This window comes from Pseudomonas paraveronii, from assembly GCF_963681955.1.
GTDB lineage: Bacteria > Pseudomonadota > Gammaproteobacteria > Pseudomonadales > Pseudomonadaceae > Aquipseudomonas > Aquipseudomonas paraveronii.
Map to the genome: position 1 here is coordinate 298,387 of NZ_OY817130.1, position 25,400 is coordinate 323,786.

Annotated in this window: 21 protein-coding genes and 1 pseudogene; 6 read left to right on the plus strand and 16 right to left on the minus strand. The window is 60.0% G+C overall.

Annotated features, from left to right (window positions below):
• Positions 1–133: 133 nt before the first annotated feature.
• From U5A08_RS01325 to rfbB, 7 genes are read right to left on the minus strand one after another with little or no spacing between them, the layout of a single operon-like run.
• A complete protein-coding gene (locus tag U5A08_RS01325) occupies positions 134–589 on the minus strand; it encodes a YiiD C-terminal domain-containing protein (RefSeq protein WP_247404403.1) in 456 nt (151 codons plus the stop codon).
• Positions 590–615: 26 nt separating this feature from the next.
• Entirely contained in the window at positions 616–2,001 is a 1,386-nt protein-coding gene (locus U5A08_RS01330; protein WP_253392623.1) for a sigma-54-dependent transcriptional regulator, read from the minus strand.
• Positions 1,998–3,806 (minus strand): sensor histidine kinase, encoded by a 1,809-nt coding sequence (locus U5A08_RS01335; protein ID WP_321849959.1) that lies wholly within the window; start codon positions 3,804–3,806, stop codon positions 1,998–2,000. Before U5A08_RS01335 ends, U5A08_RS01330 begins: the two co-directional genes overlap by 4 nt.
• Before the next feature lie 36 nt (positions 3,807–3,842).
• Positions 3,843–4,712 (minus strand): dTDP-4-dehydrorhamnose reductase, encoded by an 870-nt coding sequence (gene rfbD, locus U5A08_RS01340; protein ID WP_321849961.1) that lies wholly within the window; start codon positions 4,710–4,712, stop codon positions 3,843–3,845.
• A complete protein-coding gene (rfbC, locus tag U5A08_RS01345; protein ID WP_247400195.1) occupies positions 4,709–5,254 on the minus strand; it encodes a dTDP-4-dehydrorhamnose 3,5-epimerase in 546 nt (181 codons plus the stop codon). Before rfbC ends, rfbD begins: the two co-directional genes overlap by 4 nt.
• Complete coding sequence (gene rfbA / locus U5A08_RS01350; RefSeq protein WP_253392629.1) at positions 5,251–6,126, minus strand: glucose-1-phosphate thymidylyltransferase RfbA; 876 nt, start codon at positions 6,124–6,126, stop codon at positions 5,251–5,253. Before rfbA ends, rfbC begins: the two co-directional genes overlap by 4 nt.
• Positions 6,123–7,205: a dTDP-glucose 4,6-dehydratase gene (rfbB, locus tag U5A08_RS01355; RefSeq protein WP_321849963.1), complete on the minus strand. Its 1,083-nt coding sequence runs from the start codon at positions 7,203–7,205 to the stop codon at positions 6,123–6,125. Before rfbB ends, rfbA begins: the two co-directional genes overlap by 4 nt.
• Positions 7,206–7,359: 154 nt before the next feature.
• Here rfbB and U5A08_RS01360 point away from each other — a divergent pair, with 154 nt between their 5' ends.
• The 4 genes from U5A08_RS01360 (at position 7,360) to U5A08_RS01375 (ending at position 13,692) form a co-directional block, all read left to right on the plus strand.
• Positions 7,360–10,269 carry an aminotransferase gene (locus U5A08_RS01360; protein ID WP_321849964.1) on the plus strand — a complete coding sequence of 970 codons (2,910 nt, stop codon included), beginning with the start codon at positions 7,360–7,362 and terminating at the stop codon, positions 10,267–10,269.
• A 120-nt stretch (positions 10,270–10,389) separates the two neighbouring features.
• Positions 10,390–11,496: an agmatine deiminase gene (gene aguA / locus U5A08_RS01365; RefSeq protein WP_321849966.1), complete on the plus strand. Its 1,107-nt coding sequence runs from the start codon at positions 10,390–10,392 to the stop codon at positions 11,494–11,496.
• A 234-nt stretch (positions 11,497–11,730) separates the two neighbouring features.
• On the plus strand, positions 11,731–11,946 hold the full coding sequence (locus U5A08_RS01370) for a hypothetical protein (RefSeq protein WP_253392637.1): 216 nt from the start codon (positions 11,731–11,733) through the stop codon (positions 11,944–11,946).
• 459 nt (positions 11,947–12,405) lie between these two features.
• Positions 12,406–13,692, plus strand: coding sequence for an OprD family porin (locus U5A08_RS01375; RefSeq protein WP_253392639.1), 1,287 nt, complete (start codon positions 12,406–12,408; stop codon positions 13,690–13,692).
• Between the two features lie 72 nt (positions 13,693–13,764).
• Here U5A08_RS01375 and U5A08_RS01380 read toward each other — a convergent pair whose 3' ends face one another.
• The 7 genes from U5A08_RS01380 to U5A08_RS01410 all read right to left on the minus strand — a co-directional run bounded on the left by U5A08_RS01380 (position 13,765) and on the right by U5A08_RS01410 (position 22,350).
• Positions 13,765–15,894, minus strand: coding sequence for a M48 family metallopeptidase (locus U5A08_RS01380; RefSeq protein ID WP_321849970.1), 2,130 nt, complete (start codon positions 15,892–15,894; stop codon positions 13,765–13,767).
• Between the two features lie 136 nt (positions 15,895–16,030).
• Positions 16,031–17,608, minus strand: a complete 1,578-nt coding sequence (locus U5A08_RS01385) for a M48 family metallopeptidase (RefSeq protein ID WP_321849971.1) — start codon at positions 17,606–17,608, stop codon at positions 16,031–16,033.
• 13 nt (positions 17,609–17,621) lie between these two features.
• Entirely contained in the window at positions 17,622–17,987 is a 366-nt protein-coding gene (locus U5A08_RS01390; protein WP_253392645.1) for a hypothetical protein, read from the minus strand.
• A gap of 37 nt (positions 17,988–18,024) precedes the next feature.
• Positions 18,025–19,368: a CHASE2 domain-containing protein gene (locus U5A08_RS01395; RefSeq protein WP_321849972.1), complete on the minus strand. Its 1,344-nt coding sequence runs from the start codon at positions 19,366–19,368 to the stop codon at positions 18,025–18,027.
• 370 nt (positions 19,369–19,738) lie between these two features.
• The gene (locus tag U5A08_RS01400; protein ID WP_253392649.1) at positions 19,739–20,203 is read right to left on the minus strand and encodes a DUF2442 domain-containing protein; all 465 of its coding nucleotides are present in this window, start codon (positions 20,201–20,203) and stop codon (positions 19,739–19,741) included.
• Positions 20,191–20,421: a DUF4160 domain-containing protein gene (locus U5A08_RS01405; protein ID WP_321852157.1), complete on the minus strand. Its 231-nt coding sequence runs from the start codon at positions 20,419–20,421 to the stop codon at positions 20,191–20,193. Before U5A08_RS01405 ends, U5A08_RS01400 begins: the two co-directional genes overlap by 13 nt.
• Positions 20,422–21,453: 1,032 nt before the next feature.
• The gene (locus U5A08_RS01410; protein ID WP_212802471.1) at positions 21,454–22,350 is read right to left on the minus strand and encodes a LysR family transcriptional regulator; all 897 of its coding nucleotides are present in this window, start codon (positions 22,348–22,350) and stop codon (positions 21,454–21,456) included.
• Between the two features lie 136 nt (positions 22,351–22,486).
• Between U5A08_RS01410 and U5A08_RS01415 the strand changes: the two genes are divergently transcribed.
• Positions 22,487–23,233, plus strand: coding sequence for an SDR family oxidoreductase (locus tag U5A08_RS01415; RefSeq protein WP_212801742.1), 747 nt, complete (start codon positions 22,487–22,489; stop codon positions 23,231–23,233).
• Between the two features lie 81 nt (positions 23,234–23,314).
• Positions 23,315–23,989: a glutathione S-transferase family protein gene (locus U5A08_RS01420; protein WP_321849978.1), complete on the plus strand. Its 675-nt coding sequence runs from the start codon at positions 23,315–23,317 to the stop codon at positions 23,987–23,989.
• Between the two features lie 629 nt (positions 23,990–24,618).
• Here the strand turns inward: U5A08_RS01420 and U5A08_RS01425 are convergent.
• Together U5A08_RS01425 and U5A08_RS01430 are read right to left on the minus strand one after the other, a co-directional pair.
• Positions 24,619–24,894: a hypothetical protein gene (locus U5A08_RS01425; RefSeq protein WP_321849980.1), complete on the minus strand. Its 276-nt coding sequence runs from the start codon at positions 24,892–24,894 to the stop codon at positions 24,619–24,621.
• Positions 24,891–25,178: pseudogene (locus tag U5A08_RS01430) on the minus strand (integrase domain-containing protein); the annotation flags it as partial. The gene U5A08_RS01425 and the pseudogene U5A08_RS01430, both read right to left, overlap by 4 nt.
• Between the last annotated feature and the right edge of the window lie 222 nt (positions 25,179–25,400).

Sequence of the window (25,400 nt, forward strand, 5' to 3'; positions counted from 1 at the left end):
CAGATCAAAATGTGGGAGGGAGCTTGCTCCCGATGACGGTGGTTCAGTCACAGATGTACCGACTGATACCCCGCCGTCGGGAGCAAGTCGAATCGTCGCACCGCCCCTCCCACTTGTTTTTGTAGCGTGGCGGCTAGCGGTGCAGGACGTACTGGCCGCTAAACGCCACTGCGCGCTCGTCACTGCCGTCATTCACAATCCAAGTCTCCAGCGTCAACCGCGCGCGGCCGTGTCGCTTGTACGTCGCCACAAAGCGCTTCCACACCTTCTCCTCCGGCGCCTGGCAGACCACGGTCGCGTCTCGTGTGACCGGCAGCGGATAACTGATCTGCCCTTCCTGGATCACGATATGCCCGTCTTCAACACCTTCTTCGCGCAGTTGCAAATGCAGCCAGCCCCAACCCGCTAATACGGCGCCGCAATAGAGGCTGCCGCCGAACATGGTGCTCTTGTGGTTGATATTGGCTTGCAAGGGCAAGTGCAATTGCAGTTGGCCGTGCTGCCAGTCGAGCACCTTGAGGCCCATTTCCCGGGTGAGGGGAATGTCGTGGTGGAGGATGGATTCCAGGTAACGGCTGTCGCGGCTCATGGCGGCCTCTTGGTGGGTAGGGTGGGTCATTCTTCGTCGCTGCTGTGGCTGGCGCTGTCGGCAAAGTTGAGGCCGTGCTTGCGCAGTTTGTCGTGCAGGGTTTTGCGCGGTACGCCGAGGGCTTCGGCGAGGCTGCGCAGGGAGCTGTGCGGGCGGGTCAGTTCGGCGGCGATCAGGCTTTTTTCGAACTGTTCGACTTGTTCGCTCAGACCGCCGGGGGTGGAGGTCAGCACGCCGGCGCAGGGGTTGTCCGGGGTGTTGTCCAGCGCCAACTCCAGGCCCAGGGCGAAGCGCTCGGCGGCGTTCTGCAATTCGCGCACATTGCCCGGCCAATTGTGGCGCAGCAGCAACGCACGCTGGCCCGGCTGCAGTTCGTGCAGCGGCAGGCCATGGCGGCTGCTGGCTTCGTCGGCAAAGTGCTGGAACAGCATCAATGCATCTTCACCGCGCTCGCGCAGAGGCGGAATGCGCAACGGTGCGACGTTGAGGCGGTAGTACAAGTCGGCGCGGAAGCGGCCCTGGTCGGCGGACTGGCGCAGATCTTCCTTGGTGGCGGCGATGATGCGGATATCCAGCGGGATCAGTTGATTGCCGCCCAGGCGTTCGACCACGCGCTCCTGCAGCAGGCGCAGCAGCTTGACCTGCACATCCAGGCTCATGCTTTCGATTTCATCGAGGAACAGCGTGCCGCCGTTGGCGAATTCGAATTTGCCGATGCGGCGTTTTTGCGCGCCGGTAAAGGCGCCTGGCTCGTGGCCGAACAGCTCACTTTCGACCACCGACTCAGCGAGCGCTCCGGCGTTGATCGCCACGAAAGGCCCACTGCGTCGGCTCGACAAGTCGTGCAGTGCGCGGGCGACTACCTCTTTGCCGGCGCCGGTTTCGCCGAGAATCAGCACATCGGCCTTGGTTGCCGCCAGCGCGCCGATCTGCTCACGCAGGCGCAACATTTGCGGGGAATGCCCGACCAGGCGCGAGCTCAATTGCTGGCGATCACTAAGGGCCAGGCGCAGGCTGCGGTTATCCAGCACCAGCTGGCGCAGGGCCAGGGCGCGACGCACGCTGTCGAGCAGGGCATCGCTGGCGAACGGCTTTTCAAGGAAGTCATAGGCCCCGGCACGCATGGCCTGTACCGCCAGCGGCACATCGCCGTGGCCGGTGATCAGCAGCACCGGCAGGTCCGGGTCCTGGCCGTGCAGGTCAGCCAGCAACTCCAGACCGTCCATGCCGGGCATGCGGATATCGCTGACCACCACGCCCGGCCAATCCCGCGACAGGCGCGCGGTGAGGCCGCTGGCTTCGCCCAGGGGCAAGACTTTCAGCCCGGCCAGGTCCAGGGTCTGGCACAGGGCCTGACGCAAGTGTGGATCGTCGTCGATCAACACTACCTGGATCTGGTTATCGATACTCATACACTGCGGTCCTCGGACGGTTGCAGACTGACGCCCGGCGAGCCGGCACGCAATTTCAAGGTTAACAGCGCGCCGCCTTGCTTGTGGTTGGCAAACAGCAGTTCGCCACCAAAGGCACGCATCAAGGTGTCACAGATCGCCAGGCCCAGCCCGAGGCCCTGGGTGCGGGTCTTGGTGGTGTAGAACGGTTCGCTGGCGCGGCCCAGGGCTTCCATGCAAAAACCCGGGCCGTTGTCGCGAATGTACAGGTTGACGCCCTGTTCGGTGGTTTCGGCACTCAGCCAGAGTTTGCGTGGTGGGCCTTTCTCGGTGAGGGCGTCGAGGGCATTGGCCAGCAAGTTGCCCAGCACCTGGCGCAGGCGGGTTTCACCAGCCTCGACCCACAGGGTGGCCTCGGGCAAGTCACGGATCAACTCGACTTCCATCGCACGCCGCCGCTTGGCCAGCAACGCCAGCGCGTCGTCCAGCGCCGGTTGCAGGGCGACGCTTTCCGGCGCATGCCGATCGCGCCGAGCGAAAGCGCGCAAGTGGGCGATGATCGAGGCCATGCGCCCGGTCAGTTCGCTGATCAGCTTGAGATTGCCGCGGGCATCGTTGGTGCGCTCATGGTCGAGCAGGATTTCGGCGTTTTCCGCATAACTGCGAATCGCCGCCAGGGGCTGATTGAGCTCGTGGCTGATACTCGCCGACATGGTGCCCAGCGCCGACAATTTGCCCGCCTGCACCAGGTCATCCTGGGCGCGCACCAGTTCCTGCTGGGCGTGCTCGCGCTCCAGCACTTCCTGTTTCAGGCGCCGGTTGAGGCCTTCCAGGTCGCTGGTGCGCTCGGCCACGCGCCTCTCCAACTCGCGCCGGGCCTTGGCTTCGAAGGCGATGCGGTCCAGGTAGTGCCGACGGCGCTGCATCATCAGGCCCAGCAGCAACATCAGCACCAACAGCGTGGCGCCGCCCACCGCAACCACGGTGCGCACCGGACGGTTGATCAACGATTGTGGCGCGAGGATCTCTACGTTCCAGCCGGTTTCGGCGATGGCCGTGGATTGGCGTAACCACGCCGTCGGGCTCAAGACCAGCGGTTGCGGATCGCGGGTGGGGTAGGGCTGGATGGCGATAATCGCCTGGTGCTCTTCGGCCGTCAGTGGCCGGGTGGCGCGGAATCGCCATTGCGGGCGCGAGGTCAGGATCACGACGCCGTTGTGGTCGGTGACCAGCAGTTGCTCCGGGGTGTTGCCCCACAGGCTTTCGGTGTGGTCCAGGTCGACCTTGACCACCAGCACGCCGATGATTTTCTCGCCATCGCGCACTGCGGCAGCGAAGAAGTAACCGCGTTTGGCCGAGGTGGTGCCCAGGCCGAAGAACCGCCCCAGGCGCCCGGCCATGGCTTCGCTGAAATAAGGGCGGAACGAGAAATTGCGCCCGACGAAGCTGTCTTGCTTGTCCCAGTTGGACGCGGCGAGGGTCTTGCCGGTGGTGTCCATCAGGTACATCACTTCGACCCCGGCCTGGGCGGCGACGTCCTTGAGCAACAGGTTGGCGTTGGCCAGGTTGGTGCTGACCTGCGGTGCCGCCAGCGCGGTGCGCAGGGCTGGCAAATCACCGAGGATCTGCGGCAGCACTTCGTAGCGATGCAGGGTGCCCAGCAGGTTGGCGACGTACAGGTCGAGGGTCTGACGGTTCTGCCCGGCCAGCTCGCTGCGATAGTAGCGCTCTGCCAGGTGCTCCAGCGGCCACAGCAGCGGCGCCAGGCACAACGCCAACAGGGCGAGGCTGCGCCAGCGGGGTCTTCGCGGGAGGGATGGGGTCATGGGGGTCATGCGCCTGAGGGTACAGGCGCATTATGCCTAGTGCTGGTGTGCAAGACACTCGCGCAATGCGTCTTGCCACGACGGCTGGCTGACCTGCCACTGCTGTTGCAGGCGGCTGCAATCGAGGCGCGAGTTCAGTGGGCGGGTGGCCGGCGTCGGGTAGGCGCTGGACGGGATCGCTTCCAATTCGGCGCAGGGTTTGCCTGCGGCGCGCAGGTGTTCGCCAATCGCCTGGGCGAAGCCGAACCACGACGTTTCGCCTTGGGCAGTCAGGTGATAGACACCCCAGTCGCCCGCCTGGCCTGCCTGCCAGCGCTCGATCAACGCGCGGGTACTGTTGGCGATGGTGCCGGCCCAGGTCGGCGCGCCGATCTGGTCGGCGACGATGCGCATCTGCGGTTTTTCTTGCAGCAGACGCTGCATGGTCAACAGGAAGTTCTTGCCGTGAAGGGAGTAGACCCAACTGGTGCGCAGGATCAGGTATTCGCCCCCCACGGCCGCGATCGCCTGCTCACCGGCGAGCTTGCTCTTGCCGTAGACGCCCAACGGGTTGGGGGTGTCGGCTTCGGTGTAAGGCGCAGGTTTACTGCCGTCGAACACGTAGTCGGTGGAGTAATGGATCAGCGGTACGCCCAAGGCCTTGGCTTCTTCGGCGAGGACGCCGGGCGCGGTGGCGTTGATCGCGAAGGCCGCGTCCGGCTCGCTTTCGGCCTGATCGACCGCAGTGTGGGCCGCGGCGTTGATGATCAGGTCGGGGCGATGGGCGCGCACTTGCGCGCGGATCTGGTCGACGTGGGCCAGGTCCAGTCTGTCGCGGCCCAGCACGATGAGTTCGCCCAGGCCCTGGAGCCGTTGTTGCAGCGCTTGGGAGAGTTGGCCGTGTTGGCCGGTGATCAGGATCTTCATGGGAACAGGTCGGCGTCCATCAGCAGTTTGCCGGCCTGATCCTTGGCGGACAGTTGCGGCGGTTCGGTCAGCTCCCAGTCGATGGCCAGCGTGGGGTCATTCCAGAGGATGCTGCGCTCGGCGCTCGGCTGGTAGTAGTCGGTGGTCTTGTAGAGGAATTCTGCGTAGTCGCTCAACACCACGAAACCATGGGCGAAGCCTTCCGGCACCCACAGTTGGCGGTTGTTCTGCGCCGACAGGCGCACGCCGACCCATTGACCGAAGTTCGGTGAGCTGCGGCGAATGTCGACGGCTACGTCCAGCACTTCGCCGGCGATGACACGCACCAGTTTGCCCTGGGTATGTTCAAGCTGATAATGCAAGCCCCGCAGCACGCCTTTTTGCGAGCGCGAGTGGTTGTCCTGCACAAATTGCGTTTGAAGCCCTGTTGCCTGGGCAAAGTCCCTGGCGTTGAAGCTCTCGTAGAAAAAGCCGCGCTCATCGCCAAAAACCTTCGGCTCGATGATCAATACGCCGGGCAACTCAGTGGCGGTTACATTCATTCAGTATCCCCGGCGAGCGTGTACAAATATTGACCATAACCGGTTTTGCCGAAGTACTTGGCGCGTTCCAGAAGATGGTCACGATCGATCCAGCCATTCTCGTAAGCGATCTCTTCAAGGCAGGCTACTTTCAGTCCTTGACGGTGCTCAATGGTCTGCACATAGGTCGAGGCTTCGAGCAGGCTGTCGTGGGTGCCGGTGTCGAGCCAGGCGAAGCCACGTCCAAAACGCTCCACATGCAGGTCGCCGCGCTTGAGGTAAGCGTTGTTCACGTCGGTGATCTCCAGTTCGCCACGGGGCGAAGGCTTGACCGCCTTGGCGATCTTGACCACGTCGTTGTCGTAGAAATACAGGCCGGTCACGGCATAGCTGGATTTCGGCTTCGCCGGCTTCTCTTCGATAGACAGGGCACGGCCCTCCTTGTCGAAGTCGATTACGCCGAAACGCTCTGGGTCTTTGACCCAATAGCCGAACACGGTGGCACCTGACGGGCGTTTGGCGGCGGTGCGCAGTTGATCACCGAAGTGTTGGCCGTGAAAAATGTTGTCGCCCAGAATCAGGCACACGGGGTCGTCGCCGATGAACTCTTCGCCAATGATGAAGGCTTGAGCCAAACCGTCTGGAGACGGCTGCTCGGCATAGCTGAAACGCACGCCAAACTGGCTGCCATCCCCCAGCAGGTTGCGATACTGCGGCAAGTCCATCGGTGTGGAAATCACCAGGATGTCCTTGATTCCGGCGAGCATCAGCACCGAGATCGGGTAGTAGATCATCGGCTTGTCATACACTGGCAACAGTTGCTTGGACACGCCCAGGGTGATGGGGTGCAAACGGGTGCCGGAGCCGCCGGCCAATACGATTCCCTTAATCATGCAATCAGATCCTTCATGTCGGTATTGCCCAATCGTTGGCCCTGATAACTGCCGTCCTGGACCCTGCGGCACCATTGCAGGTTATCGAGGTACCACTGCACGGTTTTGCGCAGCCCGGTTTCAAAGGTTTCTTGCGGGACCCAGCCCAACTCGCGTTCGATCTTGCTGGCATCGATGGCGTAGCGCTGGTCGTGGCCGGGGCGGTCCTTGACGAAGGTGATCAGGTCGGTGAAGTGCGCGATACCGGCCGGGCGTTGCGGCGCCAGCTCTTCCAGCAGGGCGCAGATGCTGCGCACCACGTCGATATTCTTCTGCTCGTTATGGCCGCCGATGTTGTAGGTCTCACCGACCACGCCTTCGGTCACCACCTTGAACAGCGCACGGGCGTGGTCTTCGACGAACAGCCAGTCGCGGACTTGCAAGCCATCGCCATACACTGGCAACGGCTTGCCGGCGAGGGCGTTGAGGATCACCAGTGGGATCAGCTTCTCGGGGAAATGAAACGGCCCGTAATTGTTCGAGCAGTTGGTCAGCAATACCGGCAGGCCATACGTGCGCTGCCAGGCGCGGACCAGGTGGTCGGACGCGGCCTTGCTGGCCGAGTAGGGCGAGCTGGGTGCATAGGGCGTGGTTTCCGTGAACAGATCATCCACGCCATGCAGGTCGCCGTACACCTCGTCGGTGGAGATGTGGTGGAAGCGGAACGCGCTCCTGGCCGGCTCTGCGAGCGTCTGCCAATAGGCGCGGGCGGCTTCCAGCAGGCTGTAGGTGCCAACGATGTTGGTCTGGATGAAATCCGACGGGCCGTCGATGGAACGGTCGACATGGGACTCGGCGGCCAGGTGCATGATCGCCTGGGGCTCGAAGCGCGCGAGTACAGCGCTGACGGTGGCCTGGTCGACGATATCGGCCTGGACGAACTCGTAGCGGCTGTTGGAGGCGATGCTGGTCAGCGACTCCAGGTTGCCGGCGTAGGTCAGTTTGTCCAGGTTGAGCACTTCGTGCTCGGTGTGTTGAATCAGGTGGCGGATCAGGGCAGAGCCGATGAAACCAGCGCCGCCAGTGACAAGAATGCGCATGTTCGGAGGGCCTTTTCCTTGGACGGACGTTAAGCGGATGGAGCATAGCTTGAGTTGTGAGGCGGATCTGTGCAAGCGCGGCACGTCGGGGGGGTTGCCTAACCCCCATCAACAATGGCGATATAAACGCCTGATAAAAACAGAGGTCCACATCATGTTGCTCGCCACGTTGATCCATCGCACCAGCCTGCCCTGCCCACAAGTGGGGCCAGACCAGGCGGTACGGTTACTTGAGCAGCATTACGGCCTCACGGGCACCTTACGGTCCCTGGGCAGCCAGCAAGACCTCAACTACAGAGTCGACAGCGACCGGGGCCGGTTTGTGCTGAAAATCTGCCTGGGCGACTACGCCGCTGTTGAACTGCACGCCCAGCACGCCGCGCTCCGCACGTTGCAGACACAGGACAGGTTGCGCGTTCCCCGGGTCATCAAGGCCCTGACCGGTGAAGACCTGCTGACCGTGACTGTCGACGGGCAAACCCTGCACCTGCGGCTGTTGGATTACATCGACGGCCAACCCTTGATCCACCTGCCTCACGTGGGCCGCGAGGTCATCGCAGGCTTCGGTGAATTGTGCGGGCGGATGAGCCAGGCGCTGGCCGATTTCGCCCACCCAGGCCTGGAGCGGACCCTGCAATGGGACCCGCGCCACGCTCAGGAACTGATCAGCCACCTGCTGGCGACCCTGCCAGACTTGCCCCACCGTGCTGCATTGGCGCAAGTGGCCGAGCAAGTCGGTACGCGCATTCGGCCCCTGGCGGATCACTTGCCGTGGCAAGCGGTACACATGGACATCACCGATGACAATGTGGTCTGGCAGCGCGATGCCCTGCGCCATTGGCAGGTCCAGGGGGTGATCGATTTCGGCGATCTGGTGCATACCTGGCGCATCGCCGACCTGTCGGTGACCTGTGCCGCCCTGTTGCACCATGCCCAGGGCGATCCCTTTGCCATCCTGCCCGCAATCCAGGCTTGTCACGCCGTTACGCCTTTGCAACGCGCAGAATTACAGGCGCTGTGGCCGCTGATCGTCGCCCGTGCGGCGGTGCTGGTACTCAGCAGCGAACAGCAGCAACGCCTTGATCCCGATAATGACTACCTGTTGAAAAACGCCGAGCATGAGTGGGAAATTTTCCACGTTGCGACGTCGGTGCCGTTTGAATTGATGGAGGCGGCGATCCTGTGCAGTGTCGGGCAGACGCTACCGCCGATCGCCAGCGAGGGGTTCGCGCCGCTCTTGCCGGGGCTGGTGGGGCGTGAGTTCGCGCTGATCGACCTGGGGGTGCTCAGCCCGCACTTCGAGGCGGGCAATTGGGAGCAGCCCGGGATTGACCGGCGATTACTGGACGAGGCCGCGGCGGTTCACGGGTTGGCGGCCAGTCGCTACGGCCAATACCGTTTGTCGCGCACGAACCCAGACAGCGCCACGGAGCCGCAGACGCTCCCGCTGCATGTCGAGTTGCACCTGCCCCACGGCACGGCGGTGGAAGCGCCCTTCGCCGGGGTGCTGCATGTCGGCGCCGATGGCCTGTTGTGGGTGCAGAATGGCCCGTTGAGCCTGCGGTTGTGGGGCGTAAAAACCCTGTTGAAAGCGGGTTCGACGGTGGTGGAAGGGCAAATGCTGGGCGAGGTCCACGCCCCCCTGACCGTGCAATGGTGCCGCGCCGATCTTGAACCGCCGTTGTTCTGCACGCCGAGCCGAGCATTGGCGTGGCAAGCGCTATGCCCGTCACCTTCGACGCTGCTGGGGCTGGCCTGCGATGCCGAACCCGAACTCGACCCTGAAGCCCTGCTGGCGCGCCGCGACGCCAGCTTCGCGCGCTCGCAGAAGCACTATTACGTCGACCCGCCGCGCATCGAACGGGGCTGGCGCAACCACCTGATCGACATGCAGGGCCGCTCCTATCTGGACATGCTCAACAACGTGGCCGTGCTCGGCCATGGTCACCCCCGCATGGCGGCGGTGGCTGCGCGGCAGTGGTCGCTGCTCAACACCAACTCGCGTTTTCACTATGCGGCGATTGCCGAATTCTCCGAGCGTTTGCTGGCGCTGGCGCCGGACGGCATGGATCGGGTCTTCCTGGTCAACAGCGGCACCGAAGCCAATGACCTGGCGATCCGCCTGGCCTGGGCCTACAGCGGCGGGCGCGACATGCTCAGTGTGCTGGAGGCCTACCACGGTTGGTCGGTGGCGGCGGATGCGGTGTCTACGTCGATTGCCGACAACCCCAAGGCCTTGAGCAGTCGTCCGGAGTGGGTGCATCCGGTGACCGCGCCCAATACCTATCGCGGCGAGTTCCGCGGGCAGGACAGCGCGCCGGATTACGTGCGAAGTGTGGAGCACAACCTGGCGAAAATCGCCGCGAGCAAGCGTCAATTGGCCGGCTTCATCTGTGAGCCGGTGTATGGCAATGCCGGGGGAATCTCCCTGCCGCCGGGCTATTTGCAGCAGGTGTATGCGTTGGTGCGCGCCCAGGGCGGCGTGTGCATCGCCGATGAAGTGCAGGTGGGTTATGGCCGCATGGGGCATTTCTTCTGGGGCTTTGAAGAGCAAGGCGTGGTGCCCGATATCATTACCATGGCCAAGGGCATGGGCAACGGTCAGCCGTTGGGGGCGGTGATCACCCGGCGGGAGATTGCCGAGGCGCTGGAGGCCGAGGGGTATTTCTTCTCGTCATCGGGGGGCAGCCCGGTCAGTTGCCGGATCGGCATGGCGGTGCTGGATGTGATGGAGGAAGAAAAGCTCTGGGAAAACGCCCAAGTGGTCGGCGCGCATTTCAAGGCGCGCCTGGAAGCCCTGATCGACCGTCACCCGTTGGTCGGTGCCGTTCACGGCTCCGGCTTCTATCTGGGCCTGGAGCTGGTGCGCGACCGGCATACCCTGGAACCCGCGACCGAAGAGACCACACTGCTGTGCGACCGCTTGCGTGAGCTGGGGATTTTCATGCAGCCGACCGGTGATTACCTGAACATTCTCAAGATCAAGCCGCCGATGGTCACTTCCAAACGCAGTGTGGATTTCTTTGTCGACATGCTGTCGAAGGTGTTGGATGAACAACTGTAAATAATCGATTGTTATCGGTTATTTGCTGTCATATTTTTCGACTATGTTCTTTTGATGCTGTTAAGGCCGATTTTTATCCGCTATAAAGTCGGCTTTCACCCTTTCGGAGCCCTGATTGCCATGACCACCCTGCACAGCACACCTCGCGCCGATGGCTTTCATATGCCCGCCGAATGGGCGCCACAGACCCAGGCCTGGATGATCTGGCCCGAGCGCCCGGACAACTGGCGCCTGGGTGGCAAGCCGGCGCAGGCCGCGCACGTGGCAGTGGCCAAGGCTATCGCGCGTTTTGAGCCGGTCACCGTCGCGGTTTCCGCCGGCCAATACGAAAACGCCCGCGCCCGTTTGGATGTGCCCAATATCCGGGTGGTGGAAATGTCCAGCGACGACGCTTGGGTGCGTGACACCGGCCCGACCTTCGTGATCAACAACAGTGGCGAAGTGCGCGGCGTGAACTGGGATTTCAACGCCTGGGGCGGTTTTGACGGTGGTCTGTATGCACCGTGGAACCGTGACGCGCAGGTCGGCGGCAAGATTCTCGAGATCGAACGCGCGCCGCGCTACCGCACCGAAGGGTTTGTGCTGGAAGGCGGTTCGATTCACGTCGACGGCGAAGGCACCCTGATCACCACAGAAGAATGCCTGCTCAACCGCAATCGCAACCCGCATCTCGACCGCGCAGCCATCGAGGCTGTGCTGAGCGCCAACCTGGCTGTGGATAAGATCATCTGGTTGCCGGACGGTCTGTTCAACGACGAAACCGACGGCCATGTGGATAACTTCTGCTGCTATGTGCGCCCAGGCGAGGTGTTGCTGGCCTGGACCGACGACCCGCAAGACCCGAACTACTCCCGCTGCCACGCGGCCATGGACGTGCTGCTAAGCAGCACTGATGCCCAGGGACGCTCGTTCACAGTGCATAAAATGCCGATTCCGGGGCCGCTCTATGCCACCGAGGAAGAGTGCGCGGGTGTGGACCCGGTGGACGGCAGCCAGGAGCGCAATCCTTCCGTGCGTCTGGCCGGTTCCTACGTCAACTTCCTGATTGTCAACGGCGGCATCATCGCGCCGAGCTTCGACGACTCGCTGGACAGCCAGGCCCGGGAAATCCTGCAGAACCTGTTCCCGCAGCACGAAGTGGTGATGGTGCCGGGCCGCGAACTGTTACTGGGTGGGGGTAATATCCATTGCCTGACCCAACAACAGCCTGCTCCGCAGAAAAGTTGAGTGCACTTGTAACAACGCCGGAACGGCGACCGGACGCCAGCCGGTTTTAGCGTTCACTGCAAGCCCGCGGCCCCGTAAGGCCGTGGGCTTTTTTGTGTCCGATTGCCTATAAACACGGCACATTGGCATAGCTCTTGTATTGGCATTGTCACAGTAGCCCACGGTGATGACTGCGCAGTTCTGTCATAAACCTTGAGTAAGTTAGCCGCTCACGCAGTAGGAGAGAGCGCTGAAATGAATGCCAATATCAACGTGGTGCACACGCGCACGTTCCACCCCGTGCGGGTCAACAGTGACGAAATCCATGCGCTGGCGCTCTGGTTGAAGACACACGGCTCACGGCAGATCAGGCAGCAGCCAGATTTACGCAGTGTGATGAGTGAGCGCTACCCGGCTGGCTTGTTCAGCGAGGATGAAGTGCATGCATTGTGCGAATTGATGAATAACTAAAAACTCGCCTATCAAAAATGAGCGAGTGAGCTTGCTCGCCATTGCGGTGTGACCTCCACTGAATAAGTGGCTGACCGACATCGATCACGCGTAAGCGCCCAATTCAATTTGCACGCGTTATGTCTTCCCAAGCGTGCGACTTGTAAAATACGTTACTAAATATGTATTTTTTCTGTATGGATGAGATTTCCAGGCAATGCTTAAAGCGTTGTAGGCCGTGGCTTAGAATTTTTTTGCCTAAACACAGACGATTCGCGAAATTGACACGTAGTTCAACGCGAGACTAGCATTGCGTCCAACGCCTGTGGCTAACAGCCATGACTCAACCAATAAAAAAAAGGCCCGCGGTAGTTAAGTCGTCTGCGGGCTTTGTTTTTTTCGGAAAAAGTCGACACCAAAACAGCAATAAGGAGCCTGGTGTCATAGCGCGTATTCAATCAGTAATAAGGAATAAAAAAAATGTTGAAACAACGGATGAGTCTGATCGCTCTGGGGATTTTGAGCGCATCGACAGCAATGGCAAACGACCAGGAACAATCCAAGGGTTTCGTTGAAGACAGCCATCTGAACATCGCAGCGCGTAACGCTTACATCAGCCGTGACTACAAGAACGGCAAGCAAGACAAAGCCGAATGGGGCCAGGGCTTCATCGGCAAGTTTGAGTCCGGCTTCACCCAAGGCACCGTCGGTGTGGGTGTGGACGTGATTGGCCAGTACGCCATTCGCCTGGACGGCGGTAAAGGCCGCAGCGGCGCGGGCGGTATCGACTTCTTCAAGCAAGGCGACAGCGGCTCAGCCGCCAACGACCTGGCCAAAGGCGGCGCGGCGGTGAAGTTCCGCCTGTCCAACACTGTGCTCAAGTACGGCGACCAGTTCCCGAACGTGCCCGTGCTGGCTTACGACAACTCTCGTCTGTTGTCGGAAACCTATACCGGTACCTCGATCGTTTCCAAAGAGATCGAAGGTCTGCAACTGGATGGGGGCCACTTCACCAAGGAAGCGCGTAAGAGCGCTGAAGGTACCGACAGCGGCCGTCTGAAAAGCATCGATTACATCGGTGGTAGCTACAAATTCACCGAAAGCCTGTCGGCAGCGCTGTACGCCTCCGACATGCAGGACGTACTGAAGAAGCAATACGTCAACGTCAACTACGTGCTGGCCCTGCCGGAAAAGCAGTCGCTGACGTTTGACTTCAACGGCTACAAAACCAAGCTGGATCGCAGTTTCGCCCTGGAAAACCAAGGTGATGCAGACGCGCGCGACAACAAAATCTGGAGCCTGGGCGCCACATGGGCTGTCGGCCCGCACAGCTTCATGGTCGCTCACCAACGCAGCACCGGCGACACTGGCTACCTGTACGGCGGCTACCGCAACGATGGCGGCATCGGCGACGGTGGCAACACCATCCTGCTGGCCAACTCCTACTGGTCCGACTTCAACGGCAAGGACGAGCGTTCGTGGCAAGCGGCCTACGGCATCGACTTCGCTACCTTCGGTGTGCCTGGCTTGACCTACAACGTGGCTTACGTCCGCGGTACCAACATCGACGACGGCAGTGGCCGTGGCGATGGCACCGAGCGTGAAATCTGGAACCAGTTCAAGTACATCGTCCAGAGCGGCCCAGCCAAAGACCTGAGCCTGCGTGCTCGTGCCTCGTGGTTGCGCGTTTCCAACAACGCTGACAACTACAACGTAGGCGGTAACGAATTCCGCCTGTTCGCCGACTACCCGATCAACGTTTTCTAATTGATCCGGCGTCGCGCCTGATTGCAGGCGATAAAAACCCCGACTGGTTCGGGGTTTTTTTATGTCGGTGGGTCAGTCCTGCCAGTTTTGCAGAATCTTACGGGCGAGGGATGCTTTCACGTAGTCAGTCATCAGCATCAGGCCTTCATAGGGCTCGATCTTCTTGTTGTCGATGCACAGTTGCGCCATCTGCAACAGCACCTGGCGTTTCTTGCGGTTGACCCGCGCACCGGGCACGCCGAATGCGGTTTTGCGCAGTTCGGGCAGCGGGGCTTCGGGTTTGAGTTCGATGGTCACCCAGATGCCTTGGAGAAACTGCAGCGTGACAGTGGCGATGTGTTCGATGGGCAGCGGTTGCGCCAGATTGGCGAACACGAAATGTTCCGGCGTCAGGCGCAACGCGGTCTGCGGCGCGCGTTTGAACCGGCGGATGCCCAGCCACAGAAATATCAGCGCAATACTGGCAATTCCCGCCCCGGCACCCACGGCGGACAGCGCTGTGCCTTTCAAGCGTTCGGGGGCAAGCCAGGGCTCGCTCATCATCGCCAGCCCCAGCAACACAAACGGCACCGCCAACACCGCCATCAACACGGCACGCCGACGACCGCCTTCGTGCAGGGCATGTTCGCCTTGTGCCGAGGCAGCCAGGGTTTCCAACAGATGAGTCTGGGCTGTGTGTTCGCCGGCCGCTTCGACGAACAGGTCGCGGGACAGTTGCTCACGCAGCGTGTGCGCTGCACTGAAAAGGGCATCGATTTGCAGACTCGCAGCCTGTGCGTCCACGGCACGGGTGGCGCTGTGTATAGCATCGGCCCAGGGCACGCGCAGTGCGTGCAGGCGCTCGCCGTTGGAGGGGTGGGAATCGGTCGGGTGGGGTTGATGCGTTTCCAGTGCTTCGTCGGGTGCCTGCAGTTCTTGACCTTGCAACGCGGCGAGGGCGGCGTTCAGCACATCGCCCTCAACGGGGGTGTCGCAATGGGCCAGTAGCACGCCTTCCACAGGCGTCTGCAACACCGATATCCGCAGCAGCGCCGAGGCCGCTGCCGCATTGCCTGCCAAGCGGCCACCGGCGGCGTCCGCCAACAACTCTCGCTCACGGCTCCAGCGGTTCACCGCATGATCGAAGTGCTGCATGAAAAACACCCCGAACAGGAACGACGGGCGCATCAACCAAGCCTGGATCAAATCGCTGTCCATCATGGTCTGCTCCAGCGTTTCCAGGCTGCGGCTGACGCCATCGTAGATCGGCACAAAGCGCAGGCTGTACTCGGTGTCTTCCCCGACAAAATGCGCCAGCTCATGGCCGATCACAGCGTCGACTTCCTCGCGGCTCAGTAGCCCCAGGTACAGCAGCGGCACGTGCAGGGTGCGCCCGCGCAGCGGCGTTTCAGCGGGCCGCACCGTGGCGGGGCTGGAGGTCACGTAAAAGCCCAGGGCGAGGCTGACCACAATATGATCCGGCGGCAACGCGCCCAGTTTGCCGGCCAACTCGCGCACCTGGCGCCATAACCCGGGCGCCTGTTCAGCCGTCACCACCCGTCCGAACATCTCGAGTGGCGTGGCCTCGAACATCACCAGCATGTGCCGCAGTTGTTTGAGCAGCAGCCAGATCGAATACAGGCAGATTGCCGCGATTACCCCCAGCCACCCCATCAGCTTGACTTCGCCCTTGCCCAACTGGCCGATATGCCACAGCGCCAGGCCCTCATAACTCAACGCCAAGGCGACCGTTGCCGCCATCGCCACCACATGGCTCACCAGCACATAGGGCAATAACCGGCTGCCCAGGGAAAACACCTGCAGCAACTGTTCTCGCGACTGCTGCGCGCGCCGCCCCGCCCATTGCGTACCGGCCAGCGCGGCCACGCCGATCAGCGCGGCAAGCAGCCCCAGACCAATGACCCAGGCTGCCAGCGCGTGCAGGATGCGATTTATATGGCGAGCGGTAGGCAGCTCGGCCTCCATTCGCGCCAGTCGGGAGAGAAACTGCTCAGGGCTGAGGCCGTCACTGCCCACAGTAATGGGGATCGTCGGATTTTCCTCCAGCCACGTCTTCAGGACGGGCTTCATCACGTTGACATAGGCCTGGGCTTGGCCGGGAACCCGTGTGCCCTCGGTGGCGCGCTGCAATTCCCATGTTCCAACGCCGGCCAGCAGCAAGGGAGAAATGATCAGGAGGAAAATCAGTTTTATGGCGTTCATGGGAGTCCGTTCGCAACGCAGAATGCGAACGTTTATACCGAAGAACCGGTGGGGTGGGCGAGAGGAACGGTCTTCCCGGGCGCTAGGAAAAAGCGCCGCGGGAAGGAGGCGGGCTCCGTAGGCCTAATCGTCAACCTCAGGCTTTGGCCGGCGCCAGTTTCTTGCAGTTTGCCTTGCGGGTCGGGTATTGCTCGCACTTGCGCAGCACGGTTTGCACCTGTTGCGCGTTCTGCAATTGCTGATTGGCCAGCAACTTCTCGGTGATGAACAGTTCTTCCGAGCCCAGGTTGCGTTCGGCCTTGTCGATCATCGCCAGCGCCGATTCCCCGTCGCCGCGCTTGAGGTGGTAGCTGATCATCAGGTCATAGGTCGACGGGCCTGCCAGGCTCCAATCCTTGATGGCCTGCAACTCTTTCAAGGCTTCGCCGTTCTTGCCCTGGGCCAGGCGCACGGTGTACGCGGTGCGACGAATACCTGGCTGATCCTTGACCGGCGAGGCCAAGGCTTTGCGGATAAACCCATCGGCCTCGGGCAGCTTGTTTTTCTCCAGGGCGTCGTTGGCGAAGTAGGCATCCTTGTAGCCCTGCATGGCCTTGGCCACTTGCGGCGTCCCTTTGATCTTCGTCCAGCTCTCGGGGTTGATGCGTGCGCGGCGCTCCTGGCGGTATTCGCGCTGCAGGTACTGGCGCAACTCGGTGTCGCGATCCATCGCCGACATGTGGGAGCGATTGAAATACTGGGTGGTCGCGGAGATGCTGGTGGTCAGTCCGTCTTTGACCAGCACGTCCAACTCCTGGGTGAAGCGGTTGAGATTGAACTGTTGCAGTGAATCCTGCATGGCGTTCTTGCGTGCGGTCAGGAAGCCGCTGAGCAACGGTTTCTGCTTGCCCTGGAAGTCGTTGAGGCGCTCCAGGCTATGGGTAGCGGCACGCGGTGCGTAACCGGCGCGGATCATCAGGTCGGTGCCGAGCAGGTCGGCCTGGTCTTCCTGGGTGCGGCCCCACGCGGTGCTCCACACATGGTCGGAAAACGTGTTGGCCAAGGTGGTGTAGAGCACGGTGTTGCCGATGGTTTTCTGGGTGCCGGCGGGGTCTTTGCTGAACAGCTTCATCGTGCCGGAACTGCGGTCCACGCCGGTGTCGGCGGCCATGGTGGCCAAGGCAACGGTGGACGCCACGGTGGTGAACATCTCTTTCTGCTGCTGGAAGGCCGCCATGCGGTCGTGGTGGTGCAGCAGAACGTGGCTCATTTCGTGGCCGAGCATCGCGGCGATTTCGTCTTCGCTGCCGACGTTATCCAGCATGCCCAGCGGCACGAACACAGTGCCGTAAGGGTCTGCTGATGGCCCGAAGCTGTAACTGTCGGTGATCTTCACCTGCAAGGCCGGCAACTCACCTGGCCAGCCCTTGGACAGGCGCGTGACAATCCCCTGCAGGTACACCTGCAGCATCGGGATATCCACCAGGTTCTGCTGGCGTGCTTCGGCCGCCGGTACCGCGCGCCCGTCATAGCTCAAGCGCTGCTGGCTCTGGCGTTGCGGGTCGAGCTTGTAGTACTGGCGCACGTCGGTGTTATCCACGTAGTGGCCCTGGACCCTGGATTGGGTCGAGGGGCCCACCAGGTTCAGGAACGCCTGGTCGGCGCCTTTCAATGTCGCGCAACCACTGAGTACCGTGCTGGCCAGCAAGCTGGCTGCCAATAGAGATCCCTTCACCGCACCGCTCCTTTTATTGATTGCAGCCCGCACCAAAACCGATGGTGGAGTTGTTGCGGCTGTCTTTGGTCTGGCTTTTGGTCAGGCCCTGGCAGGGCAGGTCGACCACATTGAGCGGCGGCTCGATGCGCAAGTCCATGGTGTCCAGCCAAACCTTCTGGCCCGCCAGCTCAACCTGCACCAGATCCAGTGCCTTGTTGTACTGCAACACGGGGACGGCTTGGGTCGGCGTGTCTTTTTTCGGCAGCTCGCGCTGTTGTTTACCCTGTTCATCCAGCACCGCCACCGGGTCGGCCAGGAACGCCTTGATGCTGTGGGTTTCCGCCCAGGCGCCCTGGGTGAAGAGCGCAACGAGCACGACGATCAGACTTCTGTTCATCCTTGGATTCCTTGAGTCAAATGACAAAGCGGCGCACTCAGCGATCGCGATCGAAGAAGGCTTCGATCCGTTCGCTGAACAGCACCAACGACAGCAACACAATGCCCAACACGTTCACCGGCGTGATGTGGCTGAGGCTCAGCAGCACACTCACCCCGGCAAGCGCGGACATCACCAACAGCCATGACGGGCACGGCGAAGAAAAAAACCAGATTTCCTGACGCCGCCACCGGCTCCAGGTGCGCAGGCCCGCCAGCCGCCGCGCATGCAGCGCCTTGAGCACGGCGATCAACGCCAGCAGGCCCAGTTCAAGCAGGTCCAGCCAATTAAACGGCAGGCCAGGAAAGTTGGCGGGCTCATGGTCATAGTCCATGCCCACATTGATCAGGTTGTCGAGGGCCATGGCATGCAGATAAACGCCAGGTAACTGGCCGTGTACCGGCGACTCCACCAGATCACCCGTCGAGGTGATATTGGCCCCGACCAGCACCAGGCGATCGCGCAGCAACTCGGCGACCAAGGCTTGGTCGTCCGGGTCGCTGACTTCCAGGTCGCTGGCCGCTAACGTCAGCGTATAAGGGCAGCGTGCCTGCTCCGAGTCATCGAGTTTCCAGAACACCGCCTGGAACAACTGCGCCACCCCATCCAGCAAAAAATGCCGCGCCGGCGCGCAGTGGCGCACATCGGCGATCCGCGCCTGCTCTGGCGCCAACTTCAGCCCCCATTGCACCGCGATCGGTTGCCGGCGAGCGGCGGTTTGCGCGTCCACCGGCGGCGACGGGCAGGTCTGTGTCTCACAGAATGCGCGGTACAGCGCCAAGGCGGGTGTTTCCATCAGACCTATCGGCGTATTCACCGCCAACGGGTACTTGTCGTCCACCCCCGCCCACGCCACCAGGGCCGGGCGACTGACCTCGACAAACGGCGCCAGCGTATTGGCCTGGCCCGCCTCGCCACGCGCCACCCCGGTATTGGCCAGCCACAACGGAATACCCTGGCGTTGATAGCGCTCGAACACATTCGCCAGTAACTGACTGCCCCGTGCCGGATCGCCGAAAGAGTGGTCGTGGCTGTAAAGCAAATCCACGAACACCGCCTTGGGTTTGAACGCCAGCAAGCGCTTGAACAACTTGCTCTGTTCGCCATAGGGCATCGGCCAGGAGGTGGCGTTGCGCATCAGGTACGCATCATCGATCAACACCACCGCCACCCGCTGCTGGCCGTCATTGGCGTAGTGGCTGGCGAACATACGGTTGAGCCACTGCGCCGACGCCTTGTCGCTGGAACTGGCCAGGCCGAAAGGATCGAGGATCGCCAGCAGCACGATGAGGACTGCCAGCCAATAGCGGCGGTGTTTGAACAGCGGAGGGGTCGACAACATCCATGTCTCGATAGAAAAGCACAAGCAAGACAGGGGTTTTAACGTGGTGGGGAGGGGGTGTCAATTGGGAAAGTGGCGAAGTGCCATATTTCTGCGTGTGGGTTGTCTGCCTAGTCTGAAACGCTTTGTTAGCCTTAGCGGCGCGACAACAGAATCCGGAGCGATTCAAATCGCTGCCGCTTTAAAGCCAGAATGTCAGCCTCTAAATTTAGAGGACCCAGGGCTATCGATGGCTGGCAAGTGAAGCATTGCTTACACATGTTCAGATCGCCAACGAGCGACTCACCAGCACGAGTGCCAACAACAAGATACGAAAACCCCGCACAGGGCGGGGTTCGGGGGCTACGTGATCAGTATCGCCGCCAAGGTTTCACGCACGTTTGAGCTGGGGCTGTTCTTGCAGACGATCCCAACCCAGGCAGGCCAAGGCCAATGTGCGGGGCACCGCTTCGCGGCCGTTGCTGTAGCGGGTGATGCTCCGCGTGCCGACACCCAATGCCTCGGCGGCTTGCGACAGGTTGAGCCCGGTACGCGCACGCCAACCGATGAAGATGCGCGTGTTTTCATCCGGCGCTGCCTGAGCCAAGGCGTCCAGGTACAGCGTGTCTGCGCCGATTTGAATGTCCAGTTCGGGCCATTCCACCGTCCATCCATCATCGCCCACGGTCGCGCCTTTGAACGCTTTGGCCGCTTGCAGCGGTTTGAGCCCAGGGTAGGTGGCCACGTCGCGGGTCATATCCAGCAGAAACTGTTGGCCGTCGATAAATGTCAGCTCCAGCGCATGGCCGGGACGCGCCTGCACAGCCCGCAGGCGGGGGCGTTTCATGGATGCCATTTATGCCATTCCTCCAGTAATTCGTCTTGGTGCAAACGCACCCAGGCCAAAGCCTCTTTCAGCACCACCGTCGGCGCTCGGCCCAACATCGCCTCACATGTTTCAAGGCTTATCAAGACATCGACGCCGCCGCCCGTCAAGTGTACGTGGGGCGGTAGGTGGTCTTTTTCCCGCAGCTCTATGCGGTACTTTTCGCGAAATCGGTGTTTGGTAGATATGCTCGAAGCGTATCGCCAATTTGGCGATACATCAAGTAGTCGGAGGCGGTCATGAGCGCAGCGGCCACGTGGAGCTGAGGGGGGGATCTCGACGGTCTGAGAGACGCTCAGGCTTATTTGTCGCCGCCTGGAGGCGCCTCAGTTACGGAGATCTTAGAGCCAAGGTTTTTAAAGTACTCCGTCAATATTCACGAGCACTACAACCGAGTGTTCAGGCAAACGTTACGCGGCTCGGTGGGCTAACGCCTCATGAAGCGAAGCAGATTGTTCGTTTTTATCAATTGGCTGACAGCGTTAGGTTGGATGTCACCGCTGGTGGTTTGCTTTTCAATGGGACGGCGGACTCAGATAGTTTCCGTGAGGCAGCAGATCTATTGGAGACGGTTATGAAAATTGGCCGTGAATTGACATCGGAGCGTAATAAAAAGAAGTGGGGTGCGCGGAAAACTGCAGGTTAGTTGTTTGAGTGTGGACGTTTTGTGGACGTTTTCACTAAATTCACCCTACAAGTTTCTGAAGTTTCCCAACCTCCAGAAACCACAAAGCCCCGCATTGCGGGGCTTCGAGATATGGTGCGGCACCAGACGAACGGTACGTTTCGGGGAGGCCAGGTTTTTCGGGCGTCTGGAGTTCGTTGGAAAATTCGACGTACCCCAACTAGTAACTATAAATAAATCAGCTAGTTATGGCGTTCGCTGGAATCGAACTCGGGATTTTTTAGATGTCAGCACGTTGTCTGTCTGCAAGAAATTCAGAGCCGCATACGGAATGGTAAACCTCCCGAATTCGAACGTTGTTGATCATCCCCTCCGTCGAGAATAGGTAGGAATCCGCCAAAAGCTGCCGTGGCGACAGGCAGCAGACGAGCCGCTCGGATGTGTCTACAAAACTAGGGGCGATTCAGATTAGTGCCTGCGGTGAGTCAGAACACTTGAGATACAAACGTTACGTCCCATGACTGTTCAGACCCGCCGATTGCAACTGTGGTAAGCGTGCATCCGGTCTCACTACAAGGGGCCTTCGTGGTTCTGGTTACCTTAGGCGTTCTTGGAATGCAGAGCTTTTTGCAAACACATCCGCCATGAAGTCCATGAAAACGATGGCTCGCTTGGGCAGCAGCCGATTCGCTAGGTAAACGACCTGGATCGGCACCTGTGGTGCTACGTAGTCGCTAAGCAGCAGCTGAAGATTGCCACTTCTTAGTCCTTCCTCATAAAGCCATTGAGGGCCTTGCGCGATTCCTAATCCTGCATTGACGTACTCACGTATCGCCTCGGGTGAATTGACCCGCAGGCGACCGGAGACCTGGACATCAATGTCTTTAAACCGCCAGTTAGTACCGGTAGATAGCAGAGTGTAAATAAGGCAGTCGTGTTTCTTCAGGTCATCAGGCGAAGAGGGAGAACCACGTTTCTCCAAGTACTCGCGGCTGGCCACACACACACGCTCGAACCACGCTAGTGGCCGGGCACGCATTGCGCTGTCCTCCAGGTGGCCAATGCGAATCGCGAGCTCGGCTCCCTCGTCGACCAGATTGACGTAGCGATCATTGATCTGGAGATCGAGCGACACTTCTGGATAGAGCTCCAGAAAGCTAGCCACCTGGGGCACGATAAAGGTGTGCGCCAATGCAGTCGGGCATGCGACGCGCAGTAACCCAGACGGTGCCACGTTCCCTCTCAGAGAGGACTCTGACTCTTCTACTGAGTCCAAAATACGCCGCGCATCTGCGTAGTACCGCTCGCCTTCCGGTGTGAGCGTCAGCTTTCTTGTCGATCGGTGAAGCAGCCTGGCTTGCAGATGATCTTCGAGTGCGGCGACGTAACGGCTGACGTTCGGTTGTCCGAGTCCAAGATCACGTCCCGCAGCTGAAAAACTGCCGGTCTCGACGGCGCGTACGAAACAGCTCATCAGTAACAACCGATCCATCACACGTCCTCTTTCATGCGTATTTTGCATGAGATGTATTCTCTTTAGCTATCTTATCAGCGCTCCAGCATGAATACATAGTTGCTCTCAGAAGGTCAGTCGTCCGACTGGTCGTCACAAATGAGAGGAAGTTTACATGTCCCGTTTACAAGGCAAGCGTACGCTCATCACTGGTGGCACAAGTGGCATTGGTCTGGAGACCGCAAAGCAATTCCTCGCAGAAGGCGCTCGGGTGATCGTCACTGGTGTTAATCCTGAGTCAATTGCAAACGCCCAAGCTGTCTTAGGTAGCGAGGTTCTGGTGTTACGAGCCGACTCCGCCAGTGTCACAGCCCAGAAGGAGCTGGCGCAGGCTGTTCAGTCTCATTACGGGCAGCTCGACGTTGCCTTCCTCAATGCTGGCGTATCCGTCTGGAAGCCAATCGAAGACTGGAACGAGGAGATGTTTGACCGCTCCTTTGACATCAATGTCAAAGGCCCTTACTTCCTCCTGCAAGCACTGCTGCCGGTCTTCTCAAACCCTGCATCGGTGGTTCTTAACACCTCGATCAGTGCGCACCTGGGCGCCGCGCGTTCATCCATTTATGCCGCAACAAAGGCGGCCTTTCTAAACATGTCGAAAACGCTCTCTAGCGAGCTTCTACCGCGTGGTGTTCGAGTAAATGCGGTCAGCCCTGGGCCGATCGACACGCCGCTGTACGACAAGGCGGGTATTCCCGATGCCTACCGCGAGCAGGTCAACAAAGATATTGCTGCGACTATCCCATTTGGCCGTTTTGGCACGCCTGAAGAAGTAGCTAAGGCGGTGGTGTACCTCGCGTCGGACGAGTCTCGTTGGACGTTGGGAACAGAAATTATTGTTGATGGTGGTCGCTCGCTTTAACGAGATAGGCACGCCTTCGAGTCTGTACATCCCGCTTCCTGCCCGGATGCGGGAGTTGTCGAAATAACAGTGGGTATTCAAATGTCGCAATCACAGCTCACGCTCGTTAGCCACGAGCTTTGTCCGTTTGTTCAGCGAGTGGCAATTTTACTTCACGAAAAGCAGGTTCCATTTCAGCGCATTGATGTGGATCTGAAGGTCAGGCCCGACTGGTTTCGGGTCATGTCGCCAACGGGCAAAGTCCCGCTTCTAACGGTGCAAAAAGGCGACGAGGGTGCGAACGTACTCTTCGAGAGCGCGGCAATCTGTGAATTCATCGAAGAGGTGTATCCGGAGCCCGCTTTGCACCCGGAAGATGCAATCACCCGTGCTCAACACCGTGCCTGGATCGAATTCGCCACTGCCATGCTCGCGGATGCGTGGGGATATTTGAATGCAGCGGATCAGCAGACAGCGCTTAGTAAATCAGCAGTGTTGAGAGGCAAACTAGAGCGATTCGAACTTGAAAAATCGGACGGCGATTACTTCGCTGGTGCGAAGCTCAGCATGGTGGATATAGCCGTTGCTCCAGTTTTTCGCTACTTCGACATACTAGGATTCGAACCAAGTCATCCATTGTTCGATGGACTTGTTCGCATTGCAGAGTGGCGCCATGCGCTAGCAAACCGAGCGAGTGTTCAAGCTGCAGTTGCCGAAGATTATGCGTCCCGGTTCCGCACGCATCTTCAGCAAGCCAAGGCCATTTTGGTTAGCTGAATCGGGCGTTTCGGTTCAGCCCGCGCTCGACTGCGGTCTCATCGAAAAGTCCTGCACCCAACTCCTGCTCCTCTAAAGCTCATAGCCCTCGCTGAACTCTCAGAGAGGCTGCTTATTGGTCGAGGCGCGGCCTACTGATGCTCAGATGGTTTTGCTGGCGACAGATCTCCACACGTATCGGCGGCGCATCGACCGTCATCCTGGCCGCTCTCCTGCTCGTTTTTTTCCACTGAGAAGAAGTATTTAGAGACTAGGCGCAGCCTGGCCCCGGCCGCTTCTTACAGGCTGCGGCTAGTGATTTTTGCCAAGGTTAGATCATCGGCCCCCACGTCGACATTCAGCGTATTCTCAGTCCGCTTGCTCCGAGAATTCGTTAGCGAATGGCCTCCCCTTGAAGACAACCGACAGCCCGCCCCATGGTGGGCTTTTTTCGTATGGCTCCAAATGGCCCAGAGTGTGTAAAAACGCTTAGCCAAAATTGAAGTGCGCGCGTCTACGTTAAATCTGAAATTTATCGGCACGTCAGCAGATGTGGATTTCGCGTAGAAACGCGATTTTCAGTCCGGTTTTGAGTACCTGTCGCGCTCAAAAACGTTTTTACACAGCCTCGGCCGTTTTCTGACCTTCGTTTAGAGGTTGAACTGCCGGGATTTTCCTAAGCGATGAGTGAGTAATTGCATGGTCAGCAAATAGTAATAGCGCGTCGATTGAGTGTGCTGGTTTAGGTGGTGATTCAAAAACCACGCAAGGTGTTTTCTCTGCCAAGTCCATGGATTGTCGCGTTGCCAGCGCTCAGCGATCGCTGTTTGGATGGCCTTCGCCTGACGCAGGTGGCGTTGGCGTGTGGTATGCGACCCGGTCAGGACGCCCGTCAGGAACAGATCCATATCGAATACCGTGCTCATGCGCGACCACCAATGTAAGCGGCCACCACGACGATACGGTTGTGCCCCAACTCATAGCTGATTTGTACTCGGGCTCCCTGATCGAGACGTCGGTCGAGTTGATAGCAATGGCCACCGTTGATGGGGGTGGGACGGTGGGTGATTTGCTCATAGCGTTCGCACGCATAGGTTGCCCGCAATTCGTGGAAGCCTTTGAGGTTGTACTGATGGAGGATGTCCCGTGCAGGACGGACGATTCCCCGTTGGAAATCGAGGTAGGTTTCGTTCGGTGCAAGTAGGTTGCGGCACCAGACGAACGGTAGCTTGCTGCGAGGCCAGGTTTTCTGCGGATCTGGAATTCGCTGGAAAATTCGGCGTACCCCAACTAGTAACTATAAATAAATCAGCTAGTTATGGCGTTCGGTGGAATCGAACTCGGGATTTTTTAGAGATCAGCACGTTGTCAGTCTGCAAGTAATTCAGAGCCACATACGGAATGGTAAGCCTCCTGAACTCGAACGTTGTCG